Source organism: Streptomyces sp. NPDC002580 (assembly GCF_042889485.1).
Classification (GTDB): domain Bacteria; phylum Actinomycetota; class Actinomycetes; order Streptomycetales; family Streptomycetaceae; genus Streptomyces.
This window is the reverse complement of sequence record NZ_JBIAQZ010000001.1, coordinates 1,310,436-1,327,423: the sequence shown is the minus strand read 5'-3', so window position 1 is coordinate 1,327,423 and position 16,988 is coordinate 1,310,436. Positions and strand designations below refer to the sequence as shown.

Here is a 16,988-nt window from a genome sequence, read left to right as displayed (position 1 = left end):
TCCCCGACGCACCCCGGCATACCCCGACGTCCCGAAGCGCCCGAAGGCTCGGACGTCGACGCCGAAAGACTCCGGTGCCGAACGGCGCCGACACCGAAAGGCGCCGGAACCGAACGGACTCGTGCCGAGGGATCAGACGTTGAACCCGAGCGCCCTGAGCTGCTCGCGGCCGTCGTCCGTGATCTTGTCCGGGCCCCACGGCGGCATCCAGACCCAGTTGATGCGCAGCTCGTTGACGATGCCGTCCGTGGCGGACTTCGCCTGGTCCTCGATGACGTCGGTGAGCGGGCAGGCCGCGGACGTCAGGGTCATGTCGATCGTCGCGATGTTCGCGTCGTCGACGTGGATCCCGTAGATGAGGCCGAGGTTGACGACGTCGATGCCCAACTCGGGGTCGACGACGTCGTAGAGCGCCTCGCGGACCTCTTCCTCGGAGGCCGGCGTCGTCGTCAGGGTCCCGTCCGTCGTCGCAGCGGTCACAGCCGCAGCGGCGGTCTCGTCCGACGTCACAGCGGTCTCTTCCGATGTCACAGTGTTCTCGCTCATGCCGTCTTCCTCACAGCGGTCTCGGGCCCGTCGCCCAGAGCCTGGGCCGTCGCGTCCTTCCACGCCATCCAGCTGAGGAGGGCGCACTTGACCCGGGCCGGGTACTTGGAGACACCGGCGAACGCGATCGCGTCCTCCAGCACCTCCTCCATGGCGTCGTCGGGCTCGATCCGGCCCTTGGACTGCATCAGTTCCAGGAAGGTCTCCTGGATCTTCTGCGCGTCGGAGAGGTCCTTGCCCACCAGCAGGTCGTTCAGCACGGAGGCCGAGGCCTGGCTGATCGAGCACCCCTGGCCCTCGTACGAGATGTCCTCGATCCGCTCGCCGGCGTACTTCACCCGCAGCGTGATCTCGTCACCGCACGTGGGGTTGACGTGGTGCACCTCGGCGTCGCCGTCCCTCAGACCGCGCCCGTGCGGGTGCTTGTAGTGGTCCAGGATGACTTCCTGGTACATCGAATCCAGCTTCACGTTCCCAGCCAGCCCCTCAGCCGAAGAAGTTCCGTACGTGCTCCAGGCCGTCGACCAGAGCGTCGATCTCGCCGGGCGTGGAGTACAGGTAGAACGACGCTCGCGTGGTCGCAGGAATTCCGTACCGCAGGCAGACCGGACGGGCGCAGTGGTGCCCGACCCGGACGGCGATGCCCTGCTCGTCGAGGACCTGGCCCACGTCGTGCGGGTGGATGTCGCCCAGCGTGAACGAGATCGCGGCGCCGCGGTCCTCGGCCGTGGTGGGGCCGATGATCCTGAGGTCGGGGACCTCCGCGAACCGCTTCACCGCGTACTCGGTGAGCGCGTGCTCGTGCGCCAGGATCTTGTCCATGCCGATCGCGGAGAGATAGTCGATCGCCGCGCCCAGACCGACCGCCTGCGCGATCGGAGGGGTGCCGGCCTCGAACTTGTGCGGGGCCGGCGCGTACGTCGACGAGTGCATCGACACGGTCTCGATCATCTCGCCGCCGCCGAGGAACGGCGGAAGGTCCTCGAGGAGTTCCTGGCGGCCCCAGAGGACGCCGATGCCCGTCGGACCGCACATCTTGTGACCGGTGAAGGCCACGAAGTCGGCCTGGAGCGCCTGCACGTCCATCGGCATGTGCGGCGCGGCCTGCGAGGCGTCGATGCAGACCAGGGCACCGACCTCCTGAGCGCGGCGCACTATTGCCTCGACCGGGTTGACCGTGCCCAGGATGTTCGACACCAGCACGAAGGAGACGATCTTCGTCTTCTCCGTGATGATCTCGTCGATGTTGGACAGGTCGAGGCGTCCGTCGTCGGTGAGGCCGAACCACTTCAGCTTCGCGCCCGTGCGCTGCGCCAGCAGCTGCCACGGCACGATGTTGGAGTGGTGCTCCATCTCCGTGATGACGATCTCGGTCTCGTGGTCCACGCGGTAGGGCTCGTCGGCCCAGCCCAGCATGTTGGCCACGAGGTTGAGCGACTCGGAGGCGTTCTTGGTGAAGATCACCTCGTCGCGGCTCGGCGCGTTGATGAACGCGGCGACCTTGTCGCGCGCGCCCTCGTACAACGCCGTGGCCTCCTCGGCGAGCACATGCACACCGCGGTGGACGTTGGCGTTGTAGCGCTCGTAGTAACCACTGAGGGCGTCCAGTACCTGGCGCGGCTTCTGCGAGGTCGCCGCGTTGTCCAGGTACACCAGCTTCTTGCCTTCGTGGACCTGTCGGTCCAGGATGGGGAAGTCCTTGCGGATCGCCTCGGTGTCGAGGAGGCCCGGCAGTTGCGTCACGCTGATACGCCACCCTTCGCGTCGACGGCGTACGACTCGTAGCCCTCGTTCTCCAGCTTGTCGGCGAGCTCGGCGCCGCCGGACTCGACGATGCGGCCGCCGGAGAAGACGTGCACGAAGTCGGGCTTGATGTAGCGCAGGATGCGCGTGTAGTGGGTGATGAGCAGGGTGCCCACCTCACCGGTCTCGCGGACGCGGTTGACGCCCTCGGACACGACGCGCAGGGCGTCGACGTCGAGGCCGGAGTCGGTCTCGTCGAGGATCGCCATCTTCGGCTTGAGCAGCTCGAGCTGAAGGATCTCGTGGCGCTTCTTCTCGCCGCCGGAGAAGCCCTCGTTCACGTTGCGCTCGGCGAAGGCCGGGTCCATGGAGAGGCGCTCCATGGTCTCCCGGACCTCCTTCACCCAGGTACGCAGCTTGGGCGCCTCGCCGCGGACGGCGGTGGCGGAGGTGCGCAGGAAGTTGGAGACCGAGACACCGGGGATCTCGACCGGGTACTGCATCGCCAGGAACAGGCCCGCGCGGGCGCGCTCGTCGACGGACATCTCCAGGACGTCCTCGCCGTCGAGGGTGACGGTGCCGCCGGTGATCGTGTACTTCGGGTGACCCGCGAGCGAGTAGGCGAGTGTCGACTTGCCGGAGCCGTTGGGGCCCATGATGGCGTGCGTCTCGCCCTGCTTCACGGTCAGGTCGACGCCCTTGAGGATCTCCTTCGTGGCGTTGTCGGCCTCGACGGTGACGTGCAGGTCGTGGATTTCAAGCGTTGCCATGGGTTCCTCAGGACTCCTGGTTGAGGGAGACGAGCACGTCGTCCCCTTCGATCTGTACGGGGTATACGGGGACGGGGCGCGTCGCGGGAAGGCCGGACGGCTTGCCCGTGCGGAGGTCGAACGCGGAGCCGTGCAGCCAGCATTCGATCTGACAGTCCTCCACCTCGCCCTCGGAGAGCGAGACGTTCGCGTGCGAGCAGACGTCGTTGATCGCGAACACCTCCCCCTCGGTCCTCACGAGCGAGACCGGCGTGCCGTCGAGTTCCACCCGCTTCGGGGTGTCCTCCTCCAGCTCGCTCAGGCCGCAGACGCGCACGAAGGTGCCGGGCATCAGAGCGACGCCTCCAGCTCCTGGTCGATCTTCACGAGAAGGCGCTCTTCGATGTCGTCGACACCGATCTGCTGGACCAGTTCGGCGAAGAAGCCGCGGACCACCAGTCGGCGGGCCTCGTCCGCCGGGATGCCGCGGGCCATCAGGTAGAAGAGCTGCTCGTCGTCGAAGCGGCCGGTCGCGGAGGCGTGGCCGGCGCCGACGATCTCGCCGGTCTCGATCTCCAGGTTCGGCACGGAGTCGACGCGGGCACCGTCGGTCAGAACCAGGTTGCGGTTCATCTCGTAGGTGTCCGTGCCCTCGGCCGCGGCCTCGATGAGCACGTCACCGATCCACACCGCGTGGGCGCCGTCGCCCTGGAGCGCGCCCTTGTACATGACGTTGGACTTGCAGTGCGGGGTGTTGTGGTCGACCAGGAGGCGGTGCTCCTGGTGCTGGCCGGCGTCCGTGAAGTACAGGCCGAAGAGCTCGGCCTCGCCACCGGTGCCGGCGTACGCGACGCGCGGGTGCAGTCGTACGACGTCGCCGCCGAAGGTGACCACGAACGACTTGAAGGTGGCATCGCGGCCGATGAGCGCGTTGTGCTGGCCCACGTGCACGGCCTTGTCGTCCCAGTCCTGGACGGAGACGACGGTGAGCTTGGCGCCGTCGCCCAGGACGTAGTCGACGTTGGCGGCGAGCACGGCGTCACCGGTGTGGTCGATGACGACGACGGCCTCGGCGAAGGCTTCCAGCTCGATGACCTGGTGGCCGTAGGCGACCCCGCCCTCGCCGTGCACGGCGATCCGGATGGGCTCGGTGAGCACCGTCTCCTTGGGGACGGTGACGACACCGGCCTTCTCGAACGCCGAGAACGCCTGGGCGGCCACGCGGTCCACCGGGGTGCCGGCCCTGCCGAGCCGCGCGTCGCCGCGGGCGACCGTCTCGACGGTGACGCCCTCGGGGGCCTCCACGTCGATCCGTACGCCTTCGCCGGACGCGACGGCGGTGCCGTCGTGCAGCCCGCGCAGGCGCTCCAGCGGGGTGAACCGCCACTCCTCCTCACGGCCGTGGGGGACCGGGAAGTCCGCCACGTCGAAGGAGGGCGGCGCGCTCATGCGCGTGGCGACGGTCGACTCGGCGGCCACCGCGATCTGGCCCGCGGTGGTCGAGCCGCCGGGGATATTCTGAGCCTCAGCCATGGCTGTCGGTCTGCTCGCTTTCTTACGTGAGTGGCTTGACGGGGAGGGTGTTCGGCGTCAGCCGACCGACCCTTCCATCTGGAGCTCGATCAGCCGGTTGAGCTCGAGGGCGTACTCCATGGGCAGTTCCTTGGCGATCGGCTCGACGAAGCCGCGCACGATCATCGCCATCGCCTCGAACTCGGTCATGCCGCGGCTCATCAGGTAGAAGAGCTGGTCCTCGGAGACCTTGGAGACGGTCGCCTCGTGGCCCATGGACACGTCGTCCTCACGGACGTCGACGTACGGGTACGTGTCCGAGCGGGAGATGGTGTCGACGAGCAGCGCGTCGCACAGCACGTTCGACTTGGAGCCGTGGGCGCCCTCGCCGATCTCCACCAGGCCGCGGTAGGACGTACGGCCGCCACCACGCGCCACGGACTTCGACACGATGTTCGAGGAGGTGTTCGGCGCCATGTGGACCATCTTGGAGCCGGCGTCCTGGTGCTGGCCCTCGCCCGCGAAGGCGATGGACAGGGTCTCGCCCTTGGCGTGCTCGCCCATCAGGTAGACGGCCGGGTACTTCATGGTGACCTTGGAGCCGATGTTGCCGTCGATCCACTCCATGGTCGCGCCCTCGTACGCCACGGCGCGCTTGGTGACCAGGTTGTAGACGTTGTTCGACCAGTTCTGGATGGTCGTGTAACGGCAGCGGGCGCCCTTCTTCACGATGATCTCGACGACCGCGGAGTGCAGGGAGTCCGAGGAGTAGATCGGCGCGGTGCAGCCTTCGACGTAGTGGACGTAGGCGTCCTCGTCGACGATGATCAGCGTCCGCTCGAACTGGCCCATGTTCTCCGTGTTGATACGGAAGTAGGCCTGGAGCGGGATCTCGACGTGCACGCCCTTCGGCACGTAGATGAAGGAGCCGCCGGACCAGACGGCCGTGTTCAGTGACGCGAACTTGTTGTCACCGACCGGGATGACCGTGCCGAAGTACTCCTTGAAGAGCTCCGGGTGCTCCTTGAGGGCGGTGTCGGTGTCCATGAAGATGACACCCTGCGCCTCCAGCTCCTCGTTGATCTGGTGGTAGACGACCTCGGACTCGTACTGGGCCGCGACGCCCGCGACGAGGCGCTGCTTCTCCGCCTCCGGGATGCCGAGCTTGTCGTACGTGTTCTTGATGTCCTCGGGCAGGTCCTCCCAGGACTCCGCCTGCTTCTCCGTGGAGCGCACGAAGTACTTGATGTTGTCGAAGTCGATGCCCGACAGGTCGGAACCCCAGTTGGGCATGGGCTTCTTCTCGAAGAGGCGCAGCCCCTTGAGACGGAGCTTGGTCATCCACTCCGGCTCGTTCTTCTTCGAGGAGATGTCCTTGACGACGTCCTCGTTGATGCCGCGCTTGGCAGAGGCGCCGGCCGTGTCGGAGTCGGCCCAGCCGTATTCGTACTTACCCAGGCCCTCGAGTTCGGGGTGAGCAGTCTCCGTGGGGAGAGTCATGCGGGGTTCCTCCCGGCCGTGCTTGCAGATGCGTGATCAGTGGTTTGCGAAATCTTGGGGATGAACGTGGTGCACACCCCGTCGCCGTGGGCGATGGTGGCCAGCCGCTGGACATGCGTGCCGAGCAGCTGGGAGAAGAACTCCGTCTCCGCCTCGCACAGCTGCGGGAACCGCTCGGCGACATGGGCGACCGGGCAGTGGTGCTGGCAGAGCTGCTCGCCGACCGGCGCGCTGCGCGCCGTAGCAGCGTACCCGTCGGCGCTCAAGGCCTTGGCCAAGGCTTCGGTGCGCTCTTCGGGGGTCGCGGCCTCGACGGCCTCGCGGTAGGCGCCGGCCTGCGCGGCGATCCTGGCTCGGGCGAAGGAGAGGACCGCCTCGTCCCCGCCCTCGCGCTCGGCGATCCAGCGCAGCGCGTCCTCGGCGAGTTTGTCGTAGGACTGGTCGAAGGCGTCCCGGCCGCAGTCGGTCAGGGCGAACACCTTGGCGGGGCGGCCGCGCGTACGCGCTCCGTAGACCCGCTGCTCGCGTGCTTCCACGACGTCGTCGGCGACGAGCGCGTCCAGATGACGGCGTACGGCGGCCTGGGTCAGTCCCAGTCGGCCCGCGAGGTCCGCGACGGTCGACGGGCCGTGGTCCAGGATGGACCGCGCGACCCGGGTGCGCGTCGAGCGCTCTCCGGTCGCGAGTTCCTCCTGCGGGGCCCCCGCGGGGGTCTCCCGAGCCTCGCCAACGTATTTCACAACACCATTGTTGCGTAATTCCTCAGGCCCTGACAAGCCGCGCCCTCCGGGGTGGACGGTGCACTGCATCACTTAGGCATACCTAAGATGACCTGCGCGAACGATCTTTGATCGATCAATTCACTGGCGCCCCGAGGGGGTCTCGGGAAGACTCCGGGACCATGTCGACACCCCCTCCGACCGGCCCACTCGTCACGCGGGGCACCCTCGCGGCGGACCTGCGCACCCTCGGCGTACGCACCGGAGAAACGCTTCTTGTGCACTCCTCGCTCAGCGCCCTCGGCTGGGTGAACGGCGGTCCCGTGGCCGTGGTCCAGGGACTGCTCGACGCACTCGGTCCGGACGGCACCCTGGTGGTGCCGACACAGTCCGGCGACCTCTCGGACCCCGCCCTGTGGAACCGCCCGCCGGTGCCCGAGGAGTGGTGGCCGACCATCCGGGCGACCATGCCCGTCTACGACCCGCGCCTGACGCCCTCCCGCGGCGTCGGCGTCGTACCCGAGACCGTCCGCACCTGGCCCGGCGCCCTGCGCAGCGCGCATCCGGAGACCTCGTTCGCGGCCCTCGGACCGGGCGCGGCGGCCGTCGTCGACGGGCACGCGCCCGACTGCCGCCTCGGCGAGCGCAGCCCGCTGGCCCAGCTGGAGGCCGGCGGCGCCCGCGTACTGCTGCTCGGCGCGGGCTACGCCACCTGCACCAGCTTCCACCTGGCCGAGTACCGCGTCCCGTCACCCGTGGTGGAGGTCGGGAGGCCGTCCCCGACGGGCTGGGAGAAGGTGCGGGAGGTCTCGATCACCTCCGAGATGTTCGAGGAGCTGGGCTCCGACTTCGAACGGGACCGTCCCGTCGTACGCGGCACCGTGGGCGCGGCCCGGGCGCGGCTCTTCCCGGTGGCCGACGCGGTGGCGTACGCGCAGCGGTGGCTGCCGCTGCACCGGCCGCGGGACCTGTACGTCGAGACCGCCGCGGCCCCCGGCGGTTCCGCGCCGCGCGGACGTCCCTAGACTTGCTCCTCATGCGAAGCGAGCCCGTGGTCCAGGTCCAGGCCCTGGTGAAGCGGTACGGCACGAAGACCGCGGTGGACGGCCTCGACCTGGTGGCCACGGCGGGCATCACCGCCGTACTCGGACCCAACGGCGCCGGCAAGACGACCACGATCGAGACCTGCGAGGGCTACCGGAGGCCGGACTCCGGCATGGTGCGCGTCCTGGGCCTCGACCCGGCGAGACAGTCCGGGGAGCTGCACACCCGCATCGGCGTGATGCTCCAGTCCGGCGGCGTCTACTCGGGCGCCCGCGCCGACGAGATGCTCCGCCACGTCGCGAAGCTGCACGCCCACCCGCTGGACGTGCCCGCGCTCATCGAGCGGCTCGGTCTGGAGAGCTGCGGCCGGACGACGTACCGGCGTCTGTCGGGCGGCCAGCAGCAGCGCCTCGCGCTCGCCATGGCGGTCGTCGGCCGGCCCGAGCTGGTCTTCCTGGACGAGCCGACCGCCGGCCTCGACCCGCAGGCCCGCCGCGCCACCTGGGACCTCGTGCGCGACCTGCGGCGCGACGGCGTCTCCGTGATCCTGACCACGCACCACATGGACGAGGCCGAGCAGCTCGCCGACGACGTCGCGATCGTCGACGCGGGCCGGGTCGTCGCCCAGGGCTCCCCCGAGGAACTGTGCCGCGGCGGCGCCGAGAACACCCTGCGCTTCGGCGGCCGCCCCGGACTCGACGTGAACTCCCTGCTCAAGGCCCTCCCGCCGGACTGCACGGCGGCCGAACTGACACCGGGCGCGTACCGGGTCGGCGGCAAGGTCGACCCGCAGTTGCTGGCGACGGTCACCACCTGGTGCGCCCAGCACGGCGTGATGCCGGAGAAGATCTCGGTCGAACGCCACACCCTGGAAGACGCCTTTCTGGAGCTGACCGGCAAGGAGCTGCGCTCATGACCACCGCCGGTACCCACGTCCCAAAGCCGGGCGCCGCCCCGCTGTCCCGCATGATCGGCGCCCAGGCGGCGCTGGAGACGCGGATGCTGCTGCGCAACGGCGAGCAGCTCCTGCTCACCGTCGTCATCCCGACGCTGCTGCTCGTCCTGTTCGGCTCGGTCGACATCATCGACACGGGTGCGGGCGAGGCGGTCGACTTCCTGGCGCCGGGCATCCTGGCCCTCGCCGTGATGTCGACGGCGTTCACCGGCCAGGCGATCGCCACGGGCTTCGAGCGCCGGTACGGGGTCCTGAAGCGGCTGGCCGCCTCCCCGCTCCCCCGCTGGGCCCTGATGACCGCGAAGACGGCGTCGGTCCTGGTCACGGAGATCCTCCAGGTGATCCTGCTCACCGCGATCGCCTTCGCGCTGGGCTGGTCGCCGCACGGCTCCCCGCTCTCCGTCCTGCTGCTGCTGATCCTCGGCACCGCGGCGTTCTCCGGGCTCGGCCTGCTCATGGCGGGCACGCTGAAGGCCGAGGCGACACTCGCCGCCGCCAACCTGGTCTTCCTGCTGTTCCTGATCGGCGGCGGGGTGATCGTGCCGCTGGACAAATTCCCCGCGGGGGTCCAGGACGTGCTCGGGCTGCTGCCCATCTCGGCGCTTTCCGACGGGCTGCGGGACGTGCTCCAGCACGGCGCCGGGACGCCCTGGGCCGACCTCGGGATCCTGGCCGTCTGGGCGGTCGTGGGCCTCGGCGCGGCCGGCCGCTTCTTCCGCTGGGAGTGACCGGGCGGTCCACCCCGGGGCGGACCCTCGTGAACGCGTGCACAAGCGGCCGCCTACGATGGTGCGCGTGCCGAACCTGACCCGAGCCGACGCCCTCAGCGCGGTGCGCAACCCGCTCGCCCTCATCGCCGAACGCTGGACCCCGACCACCCGGACGGTGCGCCGTGCCGCGCTGGCCGCACTCGTGATGTCGGTGGTCATCGTGGTCACCGGCGGTGCCGTGCGGCTCACCGGTTCCGGCCTCGGCTGCCCGACCTGGCCCAGGTGCACCGACGACTCGCTCACGGCGACGCGCGAGATGGGCGTCCACGGCGCCATCGAGTTCGGCAACCGCATGCTGACGTACGTGCTCTGCGCCGCCGTCGGGTGGGCGATCGTGGCCGCCCGCGCGCAGAAGCCCTGGCGGCGGAGTCTCACCCGGCTCGGCTGGGCCCAGTTCTGGACCGTCATGGGCAACGCCGTCCTCGGCGGCATCGTCGTCCTGGTCGGTCTGAACCCGTACACGGTCGCGGCCCACTTCCTGCTCTCGACCGCGCTCATCACCGTCGCCACCCTCATGTGGCAGCGCGCCCGCGAGGGCGACGCGGCACCGCGGCCGCTCGTCGGCAAGTCGGTGCAGCAGCTCGTGTGGTTCCTGGTCTCCGCCGCCGTCCTGCTCATCGCGGTCGGCACGGTCGTCACCGGGGCCGGCCCGCACGCCGGCGACCCCAGCAAGGTCACCCGCATGAACGTCGACTGGGAGACCGTCACCAAGCTGCACGCCGTGCTGGCCTGGATCGTCGTGACGCTGACGTTCGCCCTCTGGTTCGTCCTCAAGGCGGTCGACGCTCCCCGGGGTCCTCTGACCCGTACCCGCGAGCTGTTCCTGATCCTGCTGTCCCAGGGCGTCATCGGCTACGTCCAGTACTTCACCGACCTGCCCGAGATCCTGGTCGGCCTGCACATGCTCGGCTCCTGCCTGGTGTGGATCGGGGTGCTGCGGGTGCTGCTGTCCCTGCGCGAGCGTCCCGAGGTCGTGGCGGATCTGCCGGGTCCCGCGACGGCCTCGGCGCTCACGCGCGCGTAGTCGCCCGGGGGCCCCGGCCCGCGGGCGTGCGCTCACGGCACGACCGGGCGAGGCGGGCGGGGGACGCACGGGCCCTCCCGGAGAGGGACGGCTTCGTCCAGGGGACGCCGCCTCACTCCACGGCGTACACCCGCCGCGCGTTGCCCGCCGCGATCAGCGCCGCCACCCGCTGCGCGTCGGCCAGCGACCAGGCCCCCTCGGAGACCCAGTTGCCGAGCACCCGTGCGAGCGCCTCGCGGAAGAGACGCGCTCCGATCACGTGGAGCTCTGGCAGGCCCTGCGCCCCGCTGGAGAAGAGGAGCTTCCCGAAGGGCGCCAGCTCCAGGATCTCGGCGAGGACGGCCGCCGCCCGCGCGCCGGTCCGCACGAGGGCGGCGCCCAGGTCGGCGTAGACGTGCGGGAAGGCCCCGGCGAGGTGGGCGGCGTGCCGGTGGTACGGGTAGCCGTGCAGGAGGACCAGGTCGGTGCCGAGGCCCGCGGTGGCGCGGGCGAAGTCGGTGAACAGGACGGGGTCGGTGCGGTCGATCCGCAGGCCGGGCTCACCGAGTCCGGCGTGCAGCTGGAGCGGCAGACCCGACGCGACCGCGATCCACAGCAGATGGCGGAGCAGGACGGGGTCGCTGAGGGTGCCGCCCACCCGGCGGCCCGCCAGCCAGCGGCCCGCCGCGCCCCGTACCTCGCCCGGCCCCGGCGGCTCGGGCGCGAGCGCCAGACCGTGCCGCACGCTCGCCACCGACGTGAAGGCCACGGCGTTCGCGGCGGCTCCGTGGACGGACTCGGCGAGGTTGGCGAGAAAGGACTCGACGGTTCCGGAGGTGTCGGCGACCTGTTCGGCGAGCAGTTCCAGGCGGACGATCTCGTGGGCCCGGGCGGCTCCCGTGGAGGCCATCTCGCCCGGCCCGGTCAGGTCGCCGGGCAGCCCCGTGTCGACGAGGTACGTGGTGATGCCGCTGCCGCGCAGGAGCCTGCGGCCCGATTCCAGCACCCCGAGCTCGCGGCGCCTGGCCAGGTAGCGGGCGGGCGTGCAGTGCGGTTCGAGTCCGAGCAGCGGAGGACACCAGCGTCGTACGGCGAACCCGGTCTGGGTGTCGAAGAAGGTGGTGCCCGGGGCCGGTGGCCCCTCGGTTCTGGCGAGCTGGGCCTCGAACGTGCCGAGGCCCAGCTCGGTCCGCAGTACGCCGTGGCAGTACTGATCCACCAGGGAAGGCGTTTCGATCATCCGGACTCCCCGCGACTGGACCGTTGCTTCTCAGGTCCTAACGGTCGAGCCGGGTGTCAGGTGTTGGTCCCGCACACCCCGTGCGAACAGCCGAGGATTCTCGGCCGTCCGTGCGACGGGTGACCCGTCAGCCGTTGGAGGGGCCTCCGACCTGGATGCCCGCCATGCGCTTCCACTCGTACGGGCCGGTCTTCACCTTGGCCGCGAACTCGCCGTCGAAGGCCTCGTGAACGGTGATCCCGGCCTTCTTCACGGCGCTCTCGGCGATCTCGTGGCTCGGGGCCACGAGGTCGCCCCAGCCGCCGTCCTCGCCGACGAGGACGATGCGGGCGCCGCGCTGGCCGATGTACGCGACCTGGGCCTCGGCCCCACCGTGCGCCTTGGAGAAGGCGGTGATCCGCTGGGCGAGCTTGGCGGCGGCGCGCTCGGTCTTGGGGTCCTGGACGGCGCCGGGGGTCTCGTCGATCTGCTGGGTGTCTGCCATGGCCAGGATGCTACCGACGGGTAGACCGGGCGGCGACGGGAGGGGTGCGTGGCCTTGACCACGCTCCGCGGGCTCCCAGTTTCACCCGGACAGGGGACACCCGGGTCACCCGCCGGGAGGAACCGGGCGTGTGCAGGCGCCGCGGGGCAGGCGGGAAGGTGACGACAGGACCTAGCGGAGGAAGGGGTCCACCGCGACGGCGACGAAGAGGATCGACACGTAGGTGATCGACCAGTGGAACAGCCGCATCTCCTTGAGCTTGCCGCCCGAGACCTCGGCCTTGGCGCGGTTCTGCAGACCGTGCGCCTCCCACAGCCAGAACCCGCCCGCGCCGAGCGCGACGGCGGTGTAGAACCAGCCCGTGTAGCCGAGCGGGGTGAGCAGCAGCGAGACCGCGACCATCACCCAGCTGTAGATGACGATCTGGCGGGCGACCACCTTGTTGCTCGCAACGACCGGCAGCATCGGCACGCCCACGCGCGCGTAGTCGTCCTTCACCTTCATCGACAGCGGCCAGTAGTGCGGCGGCGTCCAGAAGAACATGACGAGGAAGAGGATGACCGGCGCCCACGACATGGAGTTCGTGACGGACGACCAGCCGATGAGCACGGGCAGGCAGCCGGCGATGCCGCCCCACACGATGTTCTGCGAGGTACGGCGTTTGAGGATCATCGTGTAGACGACGACGTAGAAGAGGAGCGCTCCGAGTGACAGCCAGGCCGACAGCCAGTTGACGGCGAGACCGAACAGCAGCGTCGACACGACGGCCAGCGAGATGCCGAAGACGAGGCACTCCCGCGGGCTGACCATTCCGGTGACCAGCGGGCGCTGCGAGGTGCGCTCCATGAGGGCGTCGATGTCGCGGTCGATGTACATGTTCAGCGCGTTGGCGCCGCCCGCGGACAGGTAGCCGCCGAGGCAGGTGAGGAGGACCAGCTTCAGATCGGGCACGCCCTGCTGGGCCAGGAACATCACCGGAACCGTGGTGATCAGCAGCAGCTCGATGATCCGCGGCTTGGTCAGCGCCACGAACGCCTTGAGACGGGCCCCGAACGGCCGCTGACCCCGGCTGCTGCTCGTCCCGAGCACACCGGCTGGACGGGATTCGACGGCCGTCACGCACACCCCTGACAGAGACATCCCAGCGAGCCCCCGGATGAATTCCCCGTAAAGGCCCGCGCGTACCACGCCACTGTAGACGTTGCCCAGACCCCGGCATTCGCGGGGGTGGGCTCGTGTTGAGGAGTGCCTCTGGAAGAGCTGATCACCACTCGATTGAGCACTCGGACGAGCGGCTCCGTATTCACTTGCCGAACAAGGAACGAGCCAGTCGGGAGGCGGATCCCGATGAGTCCCGGCAGTCTGGAATGACTCGAAAAAACGCACGTACTCACGGGGGTAGGCTCGACAACGGCCGGGGCGCCCAGTGCACCGGCATTTCGACATGTGTGACATGTGGAGAGGAGCCCTGACTCAGGGTGAGCACCAAGCCGACCACCACAGACCTCGAGTGGACCGAACTGGATCAGCGGGCTGTCGACACCGCCCGCGTCCTGGCCGCCGACGCCGTACAGAAGGTCGGCAACGGCCATCCCGGTACGGCCATGAGCCTGGCGCCCGCCGCCTACACCCTCTTCCAGAAGGTGATGCGGCACGACCCGGCGGACACCGACTGGGTTGGCCGCGACCGCTTCGTGCTGTCAGCCGGCCACTCGTCCCTGACGCTGTACACCCAGCTCTACCTGGCCGGGTTCGGCCTGGAGCTGGAGGACCTGGAGTCCTTCCGGACCTGGGGCAGCCGGACCCCCGGGCACCCCGAGTACGGACACACCCCGGGCGTGGAGACCACGACCGGGCCGCTCGGCCAGGGTGTCGCCAACGCGGTGGGCATGGCGATGGCCGCCCGCTACGAGCGTGGCCTGTTCGACCCGGACGCGCCCCAGGGCGAGTCCCCGTTCGACCACTTCATCTACGCGATCGCCGGTGACGGCTGTCTCCAGGAGGGCATCTCCGCGGAGGCCTCCTCCATGGCCGGGCACCAGAAGCTCGGCAACCTGGTCCTGCTGTGGGACGACAACCACATCTCGATCGAGGGCGACACGGAGACCGCGGTCTCCGAGGACACCGCCAAGCGCTACGAGGCCTACGGCTGGCACGTCCAGCGCGTCGCCCCGAAGCCGGACGGCGACCTCGACCCGCACGCCATCTACAACGCCATCGAGGCCGCGAAGAAGGTGACGGACAAGCCGTCGTTCATCGCGATGCGCTCGATCATCGCCTGGCCCGCCCCGAACGCGCAGAACACCGAGGCCGCGCACGGCTCGGCGCTCGGTGACGACGAGGTCGCGGCCACCAAGCGCGTCCTCGGCTTCGACCCGGAGAAGTCCTTCGACGTCGCCGCCGAGGTCCTGGCCCACACCCGTCAGGCCCTGGACCGCGGTGCCCAGCAGAAGGCCGAGTGGGAGAAGGGGTACGCCGCCTGGCGCACCGCCAACCCGGAGCGCGCCGCCGAGTACGACCGCATCGCCGCGACCGAGCTGCCGGCCGGCTGGGAGGAGAAGCTCCCCTCCTTCGAGGTGGGCAAGGGTGTCGCCACCCGCGCCGCGTCCGGCAAGGTGCTGCAGGCCCTCGGCGCGGTCATCCCCGAGCTGTGGGGCGGCTCCGCCGACCTGGCCGGCTCGAACAACACCACGATCGACAAGACGAGCTCGTTCCTCCCGGCGGACAACCCGCTTCCGGAGGCGGACCCGTACGGCCGCACGATCCACTTCGGCATCCGCGAGCACTCCATGGCCGCGGAGATGAACGGCATCGCGCTGCACGGCAACACGCGCGTCTACGGCGGCACCTTCCTGGTGTTCTCCGACTACATGCGCAACTCGGTCCGGCTGTCGGCCCTGATGCACCTGCCGGTGACGTACGTCTGGACGCACGACTCCGTCGGTCTCGGCGAGGACGGCCCGACGCACCAGCCGGTCGAGCACCTGGCCTCGCTGCGCGCCATCCCCGGCCTCAACGTCGTCCGTCCCGCGGACGCCAACGAGACGGCGATCGCCTGGCGCGAGATCCTCAAGCGCTACACCAAGGTGTACGGCAAGGGTGCCCCGCACGGTCTCGCCCTGACCCGTCAGGGTGTGCCGACGTACGAGGCGAACGAGGACGCCGCCAAGGGCGGTTACGTCCTGTTCGAGGCCGAGGGCGGCTCGCCCGAGGTCATCCTCATCGGCACCGGCTCCGAGGTGCACGTGGCCGTCGAGGCGCGCGAGCAGCTCCAGGCCGCGGGCATCCCCACCCGGGTCGTCTCCATGCCCTGCGTGGAGTGGTTCGACGAGCAGGACCAGGCATACCGGGACAGCGTCCTGCCGCCGTCGGTGAAGGCCCGTGTCTCGGTCGAGGCCGGTGTCGGTCTCACCTGGCACCGGTTCGTCGGCGACGCCGGACGCATCGTCTCGCTGGAGCACTTCGGTGCCTCGGCCGACGCCAAGGTGCTCTTCCGCGAATTCGGATTCACCGCCGAGAACGTCGCCGACGTCGCCCGGGAATCGATCGCCGCAGCTCAGCGCTGACGCCGACATACGACACGTAGGAGATGGAATTTCCATGACAGACGCACTCAAGCGCCTCTCCGAGGAAGGCGTCGCGATCTGGCTGGACGACCTGTCGCGCAAGCGGATCACGTCCGGCAATCTCGCCGAACTGATCGACCAGCAGCACGTCGTGGGCGTCACCACCAATCCGTCGATCTTCCAGAAGGCGATCAGCAGCGGCGACGGCTACGAGCAGCAGCTCACCGAGCTCGCCGCCCGCAAGGTCACCGTCGAAGAGGCGATCCGCATGATCACCACGGCGGACGTCCGCGACGCCGCCGACATCCTGCGCCCCGTCTTCGACGCGACCGGCGGCCAGGACGGCCGGGTGTCGATCGAGGTCGACCCGCGGCTGGCGCACAACACGGCGGCGACCATCGCCGAGGCCAAGCAGCTGGCCTGGCTGGTGGACCGCCCCAACACGCTCATCAAGATCCCGGCCACCCGGGCGGGCCTGCCGGCGATCACCGAGGTCATCGGCCTCGGCATCAGCGTCAACGTCACGCTGATCTTCTCGCTCGAGCGCTACCGCGAGGTCATGGACGCCTACCTCGCCGGCGTGGAGAAGGCCAAGGAGCGCGGCCTGGACCTCTCGAAGATCCACTCCGTGGCCTCCTTCTTCGTGTCCCGCGTGGACACCGAGATCGACAAGCGGCTCGACGCCCTCGGCACCCCCGAGGCCAAGGCCGCCCGCGGCAAGGCGGGCCTCGCCAACGCCCGGCTCGCCTACGAGGCGTACGAGGAGGTCTTCTCCTCCGACCGCTGGACCGCCCTGGACCGGGCGCAGGCCAACAAGCAGCGTCCGCTGTGGGCCTCGACCGGCGTCAAGGACCCGGCGTACAAGGACACCCTGTACGTCGACGACCTGGTCGCGCCGAACACGGTGAACACCATGCCGGAGGCCACGCTGGAGGCCGCCGACGACCACGGGCAGATCACCGGCAACACCATCGCCGGCACGTACGCGCAGTCCCGCGCCGAACTCGACGCCGTCGAGAAGCTCGGGATCGCGTACGACGACGTGGTCCAGCTGCTGGAGGACGAGGGCGTCGAGAAGTTCGCGTCCGCCTGGAACGACCTGCTCAAGTCGACCGAGGCGGAACTGACGCGCCTCGCCCCTTCGGAGGGCTGAAATC

At 69.7% G+C, this 16,988-nt stretch carries 17 protein-coding genes; 6 read left to right on the top strand and 11 right to left on the bottom strand.

All coding sequences use genetic code 11. The features are described 5' to 3' along the window. Positions 1-132: 132 nt before the first annotated feature. The 8 genes from ACFYW7_RS05705 to ACFYW7_RS05670 form a co-directional block, all read right to left on the bottom strand. Complete coding sequence (locus tag ACFYW7_RS05705) at positions 133-480, bottom strand: metal-sulfur cluster assembly factor (RefSeq protein ID WP_389498601.1); 348 nt, start codon at positions 478-480, stop codon at positions 133-135. 62 nt (positions 481-542) lie between these two features. Beyond that, entirely contained in the window at positions 543-1,016 is a 474-nt protein-coding gene (gene sufU, locus ACFYW7_RS05700) for a Fe-S cluster assembly sulfur transfer protein SufU (protein ID WP_389498169.1), read from the bottom strand. A gap of 16 nt (positions 1,017-1,032) precedes the next feature. Next, the gene (locus ACFYW7_RS05695) at positions 1,033-2,289 is read right to left on the bottom strand and encodes a cysteine desulfurase (RefSeq protein ID WP_389498167.1); all 1,257 of its coding nucleotides are present in this window, start codon (positions 2,287-2,289) and stop codon (positions 1,033-1,035) included. Continuing rightward, positions 2,286-3,059, bottom strand: a complete 774-nt coding sequence (sufC, locus tag ACFYW7_RS05690; RefSeq protein WP_389498165.1) for a Fe-S cluster assembly ATPase SufC — start codon at positions 3,057-3,059, stop codon at positions 2,286-2,288. The genes ACFYW7_RS05695 and sufC overlap by 4 nt, the downstream gene beginning before the upstream one ends. Before the next feature lie 7 nt (positions 3,060-3,066). After that, entirely contained in the window at positions 3,067-3,390 is a 324-nt protein-coding gene (locus ACFYW7_RS05685; protein ID WP_389498163.1) for a bifunctional 3-phenylpropionate/cinnamic acid dioxygenase ferredoxin subunit, read from the bottom strand. Next, entirely contained in the window at positions 3,390-4,571 is a 1,182-nt protein-coding gene (gene sufD, locus ACFYW7_RS05680) for a Fe-S cluster assembly protein SufD (RefSeq protein ID WP_389498161.1), read from the bottom strand. Before sufD ends, ACFYW7_RS05685 begins: the two co-directional genes overlap by 1 nt. Positions 4,572-4,628: 57 nt before the next feature. After that, the gene (sufB, locus tag ACFYW7_RS05675) at positions 4,629-6,050 is read right to left on the bottom strand and encodes a Fe-S cluster assembly protein SufB (protein ID WP_389498159.1); all 1,422 of its coding nucleotides are present in this window, start codon (positions 6,048-6,050) and stop codon (positions 4,629-4,631) included. Next, positions 6,047-6,790: a helix-turn-helix transcriptional regulator gene (locus tag ACFYW7_RS05670; protein WP_389498155.1), complete on the bottom strand. Its 744-nt coding sequence runs from the start codon at positions 6,788-6,790 to the stop codon at positions 6,047-6,049. Before ACFYW7_RS05670 ends, sufB begins: the two co-directional genes overlap by 4 nt. Before the next feature lie 161 nt (positions 6,791-6,951). Between ACFYW7_RS05670 and ACFYW7_RS05665 the strand changes: the two genes are divergently transcribed. From ACFYW7_RS05665 to ACFYW7_RS05650, 4 genes are read left to right on the top strand one after another with little or no spacing between them, the layout of a single operon-like run. Continuing rightward, a complete protein-coding gene (locus ACFYW7_RS05665) occupies positions 6,952-7,794 on the top strand; it encodes an aminoglycoside N(3)-acetyltransferase (protein ID WP_389498153.1) in 843 nt (280 codons plus the stop codon). A gap of 11 nt (positions 7,795-7,805) precedes the next feature. Then, positions 7,806-8,729, top strand: coding sequence for an ABC transporter ATP-binding protein (locus tag ACFYW7_RS05660; protein WP_389498152.1), 924 nt, complete (start codon positions 7,806-7,808; stop codon positions 8,727-8,729). Then, positions 8,726-9,496: an ABC transporter permease gene (locus ACFYW7_RS05655; RefSeq protein ID WP_389498150.1), complete on the top strand. Its 771-nt coding sequence runs from the start codon at positions 8,726-8,728 to the stop codon at positions 9,494-9,496. Before ACFYW7_RS05660 ends, ACFYW7_RS05655 begins: the two co-directional genes overlap by 4 nt. 58 nt (positions 9,497-9,554) lie before the next feature. Further along, positions 9,555-10,562, top strand: coding sequence for a heme A synthase (locus ACFYW7_RS05650; RefSeq protein WP_389498148.1), 1,008 nt, complete (start codon positions 9,555-9,557; stop codon positions 10,560-10,562). A gap of 112 nt (positions 10,563-10,674) precedes the next feature. On the opposite strand, the gene ACFYW7_RS05645 is transcribed toward ACFYW7_RS05650, so the two are convergent. The 3 genes from ACFYW7_RS05645 to ACFYW7_RS05635 form a co-directional block, all read right to left on the bottom strand. Continuing rightward, entirely contained in the window at positions 10,675-11,781 is a 1,107-nt protein-coding gene (locus ACFYW7_RS05645; RefSeq protein ID WP_389498146.1) for an amidohydrolase family protein, read from the bottom strand. A 127-nt stretch (positions 11,782-11,908) separates the two neighbouring features. Continuing rightward, a complete protein-coding gene (locus tag ACFYW7_RS05640; protein ID WP_389498144.1) occupies positions 11,909-12,265 on the bottom strand; it encodes a hypothetical protein in 357 nt (118 codons plus the stop codon). Between the two features lie 171 nt (positions 12,266-12,436). Beyond that, positions 12,437-13,390, bottom strand: coding sequence for a heme o synthase (locus ACFYW7_RS05635; RefSeq protein ID WP_389498599.1), 954 nt, complete (start codon positions 13,388-13,390; stop codon positions 12,437-12,439). 353 nt (positions 13,391-13,743) lie between these two features. Here ACFYW7_RS05635 and tkt point away from each other — a divergent pair, with 353 nt between their 5' ends. Both tkt and tal read left to right on the top strand, forming a co-directional pair. Beyond that, positions 13,744-15,831, top strand: a complete 2,088-nt coding sequence (gene tkt / locus ACFYW7_RS05630; RefSeq protein WP_389498142.1) for a transketolase — start codon at positions 13,744-13,746, stop codon at positions 15,829-15,831. Positions 15,832-15,865: 34 nt separating this feature from the next. Continuing rightward, the gene (gene tal / locus ACFYW7_RS05625; protein WP_389498140.1) at positions 15,866-16,984 is read left to right on the top strand and encodes a transaldolase; all 1,119 of its coding nucleotides are present in this window, start codon (positions 15,866-15,868) and stop codon (positions 16,982-16,984) included. Positions 16,985-16,988: the final 4 nt, after the last annotated feature.

Bases quoted from the DNA above. Each gene is read 5' to 3' on its own strand.
- ACFYW7_RS05640 (WP_389498144.1), bottom strand. From the start codon at position 12,265: ATGGCAGACACCCAGCAGATCGACGAGACCCCCGGCGCCGTCCAGGAC.
- ACFYW7_RS05655 (WP_389498150.1), top strand. From the start codon at position 8,726: ATGACCACCGCCGGTACCCACGTCCCAAAGCCGGGCGCCGCCCCGCTG.
- ACFYW7_RS05665 (WP_389498153.1), top strand. From the start codon at position 6,952: ATGTCGACACCCCCTCCGACCGGCCCACTCGTCACGCGGGGCACCCTC.
- ACFYW7_RS05645 (WP_389498146.1), bottom strand. From the start codon at position 11,781: ATGATCGAAACGCCTTCCCTGGTGGATCAGTACTGCCACGGCGTACTG.
- sufC (WP_389498165.1), bottom strand. From the start codon at position 3,059: ATGGCAACGCTTGAAATCCACGACCTGCACGTCACCGTCGAGGCCGAC.
- ACFYW7_RS05685 (WP_389498163.1), bottom strand. From the start codon at position 3,390: ATGCCCGGCACCTTCGTGCGCGTCTGCGGCCTGAGCGAGCTGGAGGAG.
- ACFYW7_RS05660 (WP_389498152.1), top strand. From the start codon at position 7,806: ATGCGAAGCGAGCCCGTGGTCCAGGTCCAGGCCCTGGTGAAGCGGTAC.
- ACFYW7_RS05650 (WP_389498148.1), top strand. From the start codon at position 9,555: ATGGTGCGCGTGCCGAACCTGACCCGAGCCGACGCCCTCAGCGCGGTG.
- sufB (WP_389498159.1), bottom strand. From the start codon at position 6,050: ATGACTCTCCCCACGGAGACTGCTCACCCCGAACTCGAGGGCCTGGGT.
- tal (WP_389498140.1), top strand. From the start codon at position 15,866: ATGACAGACGCACTCAAGCGCCTCTCCGAGGAAGGCGTCGCGATCTGG.
- sufD (WP_389498161.1), bottom strand. From the start codon at position 4,571: ATGGCTGAGGCTCAGAATATCCCCGGCGGCTCGACCACCGCGGGCCAG.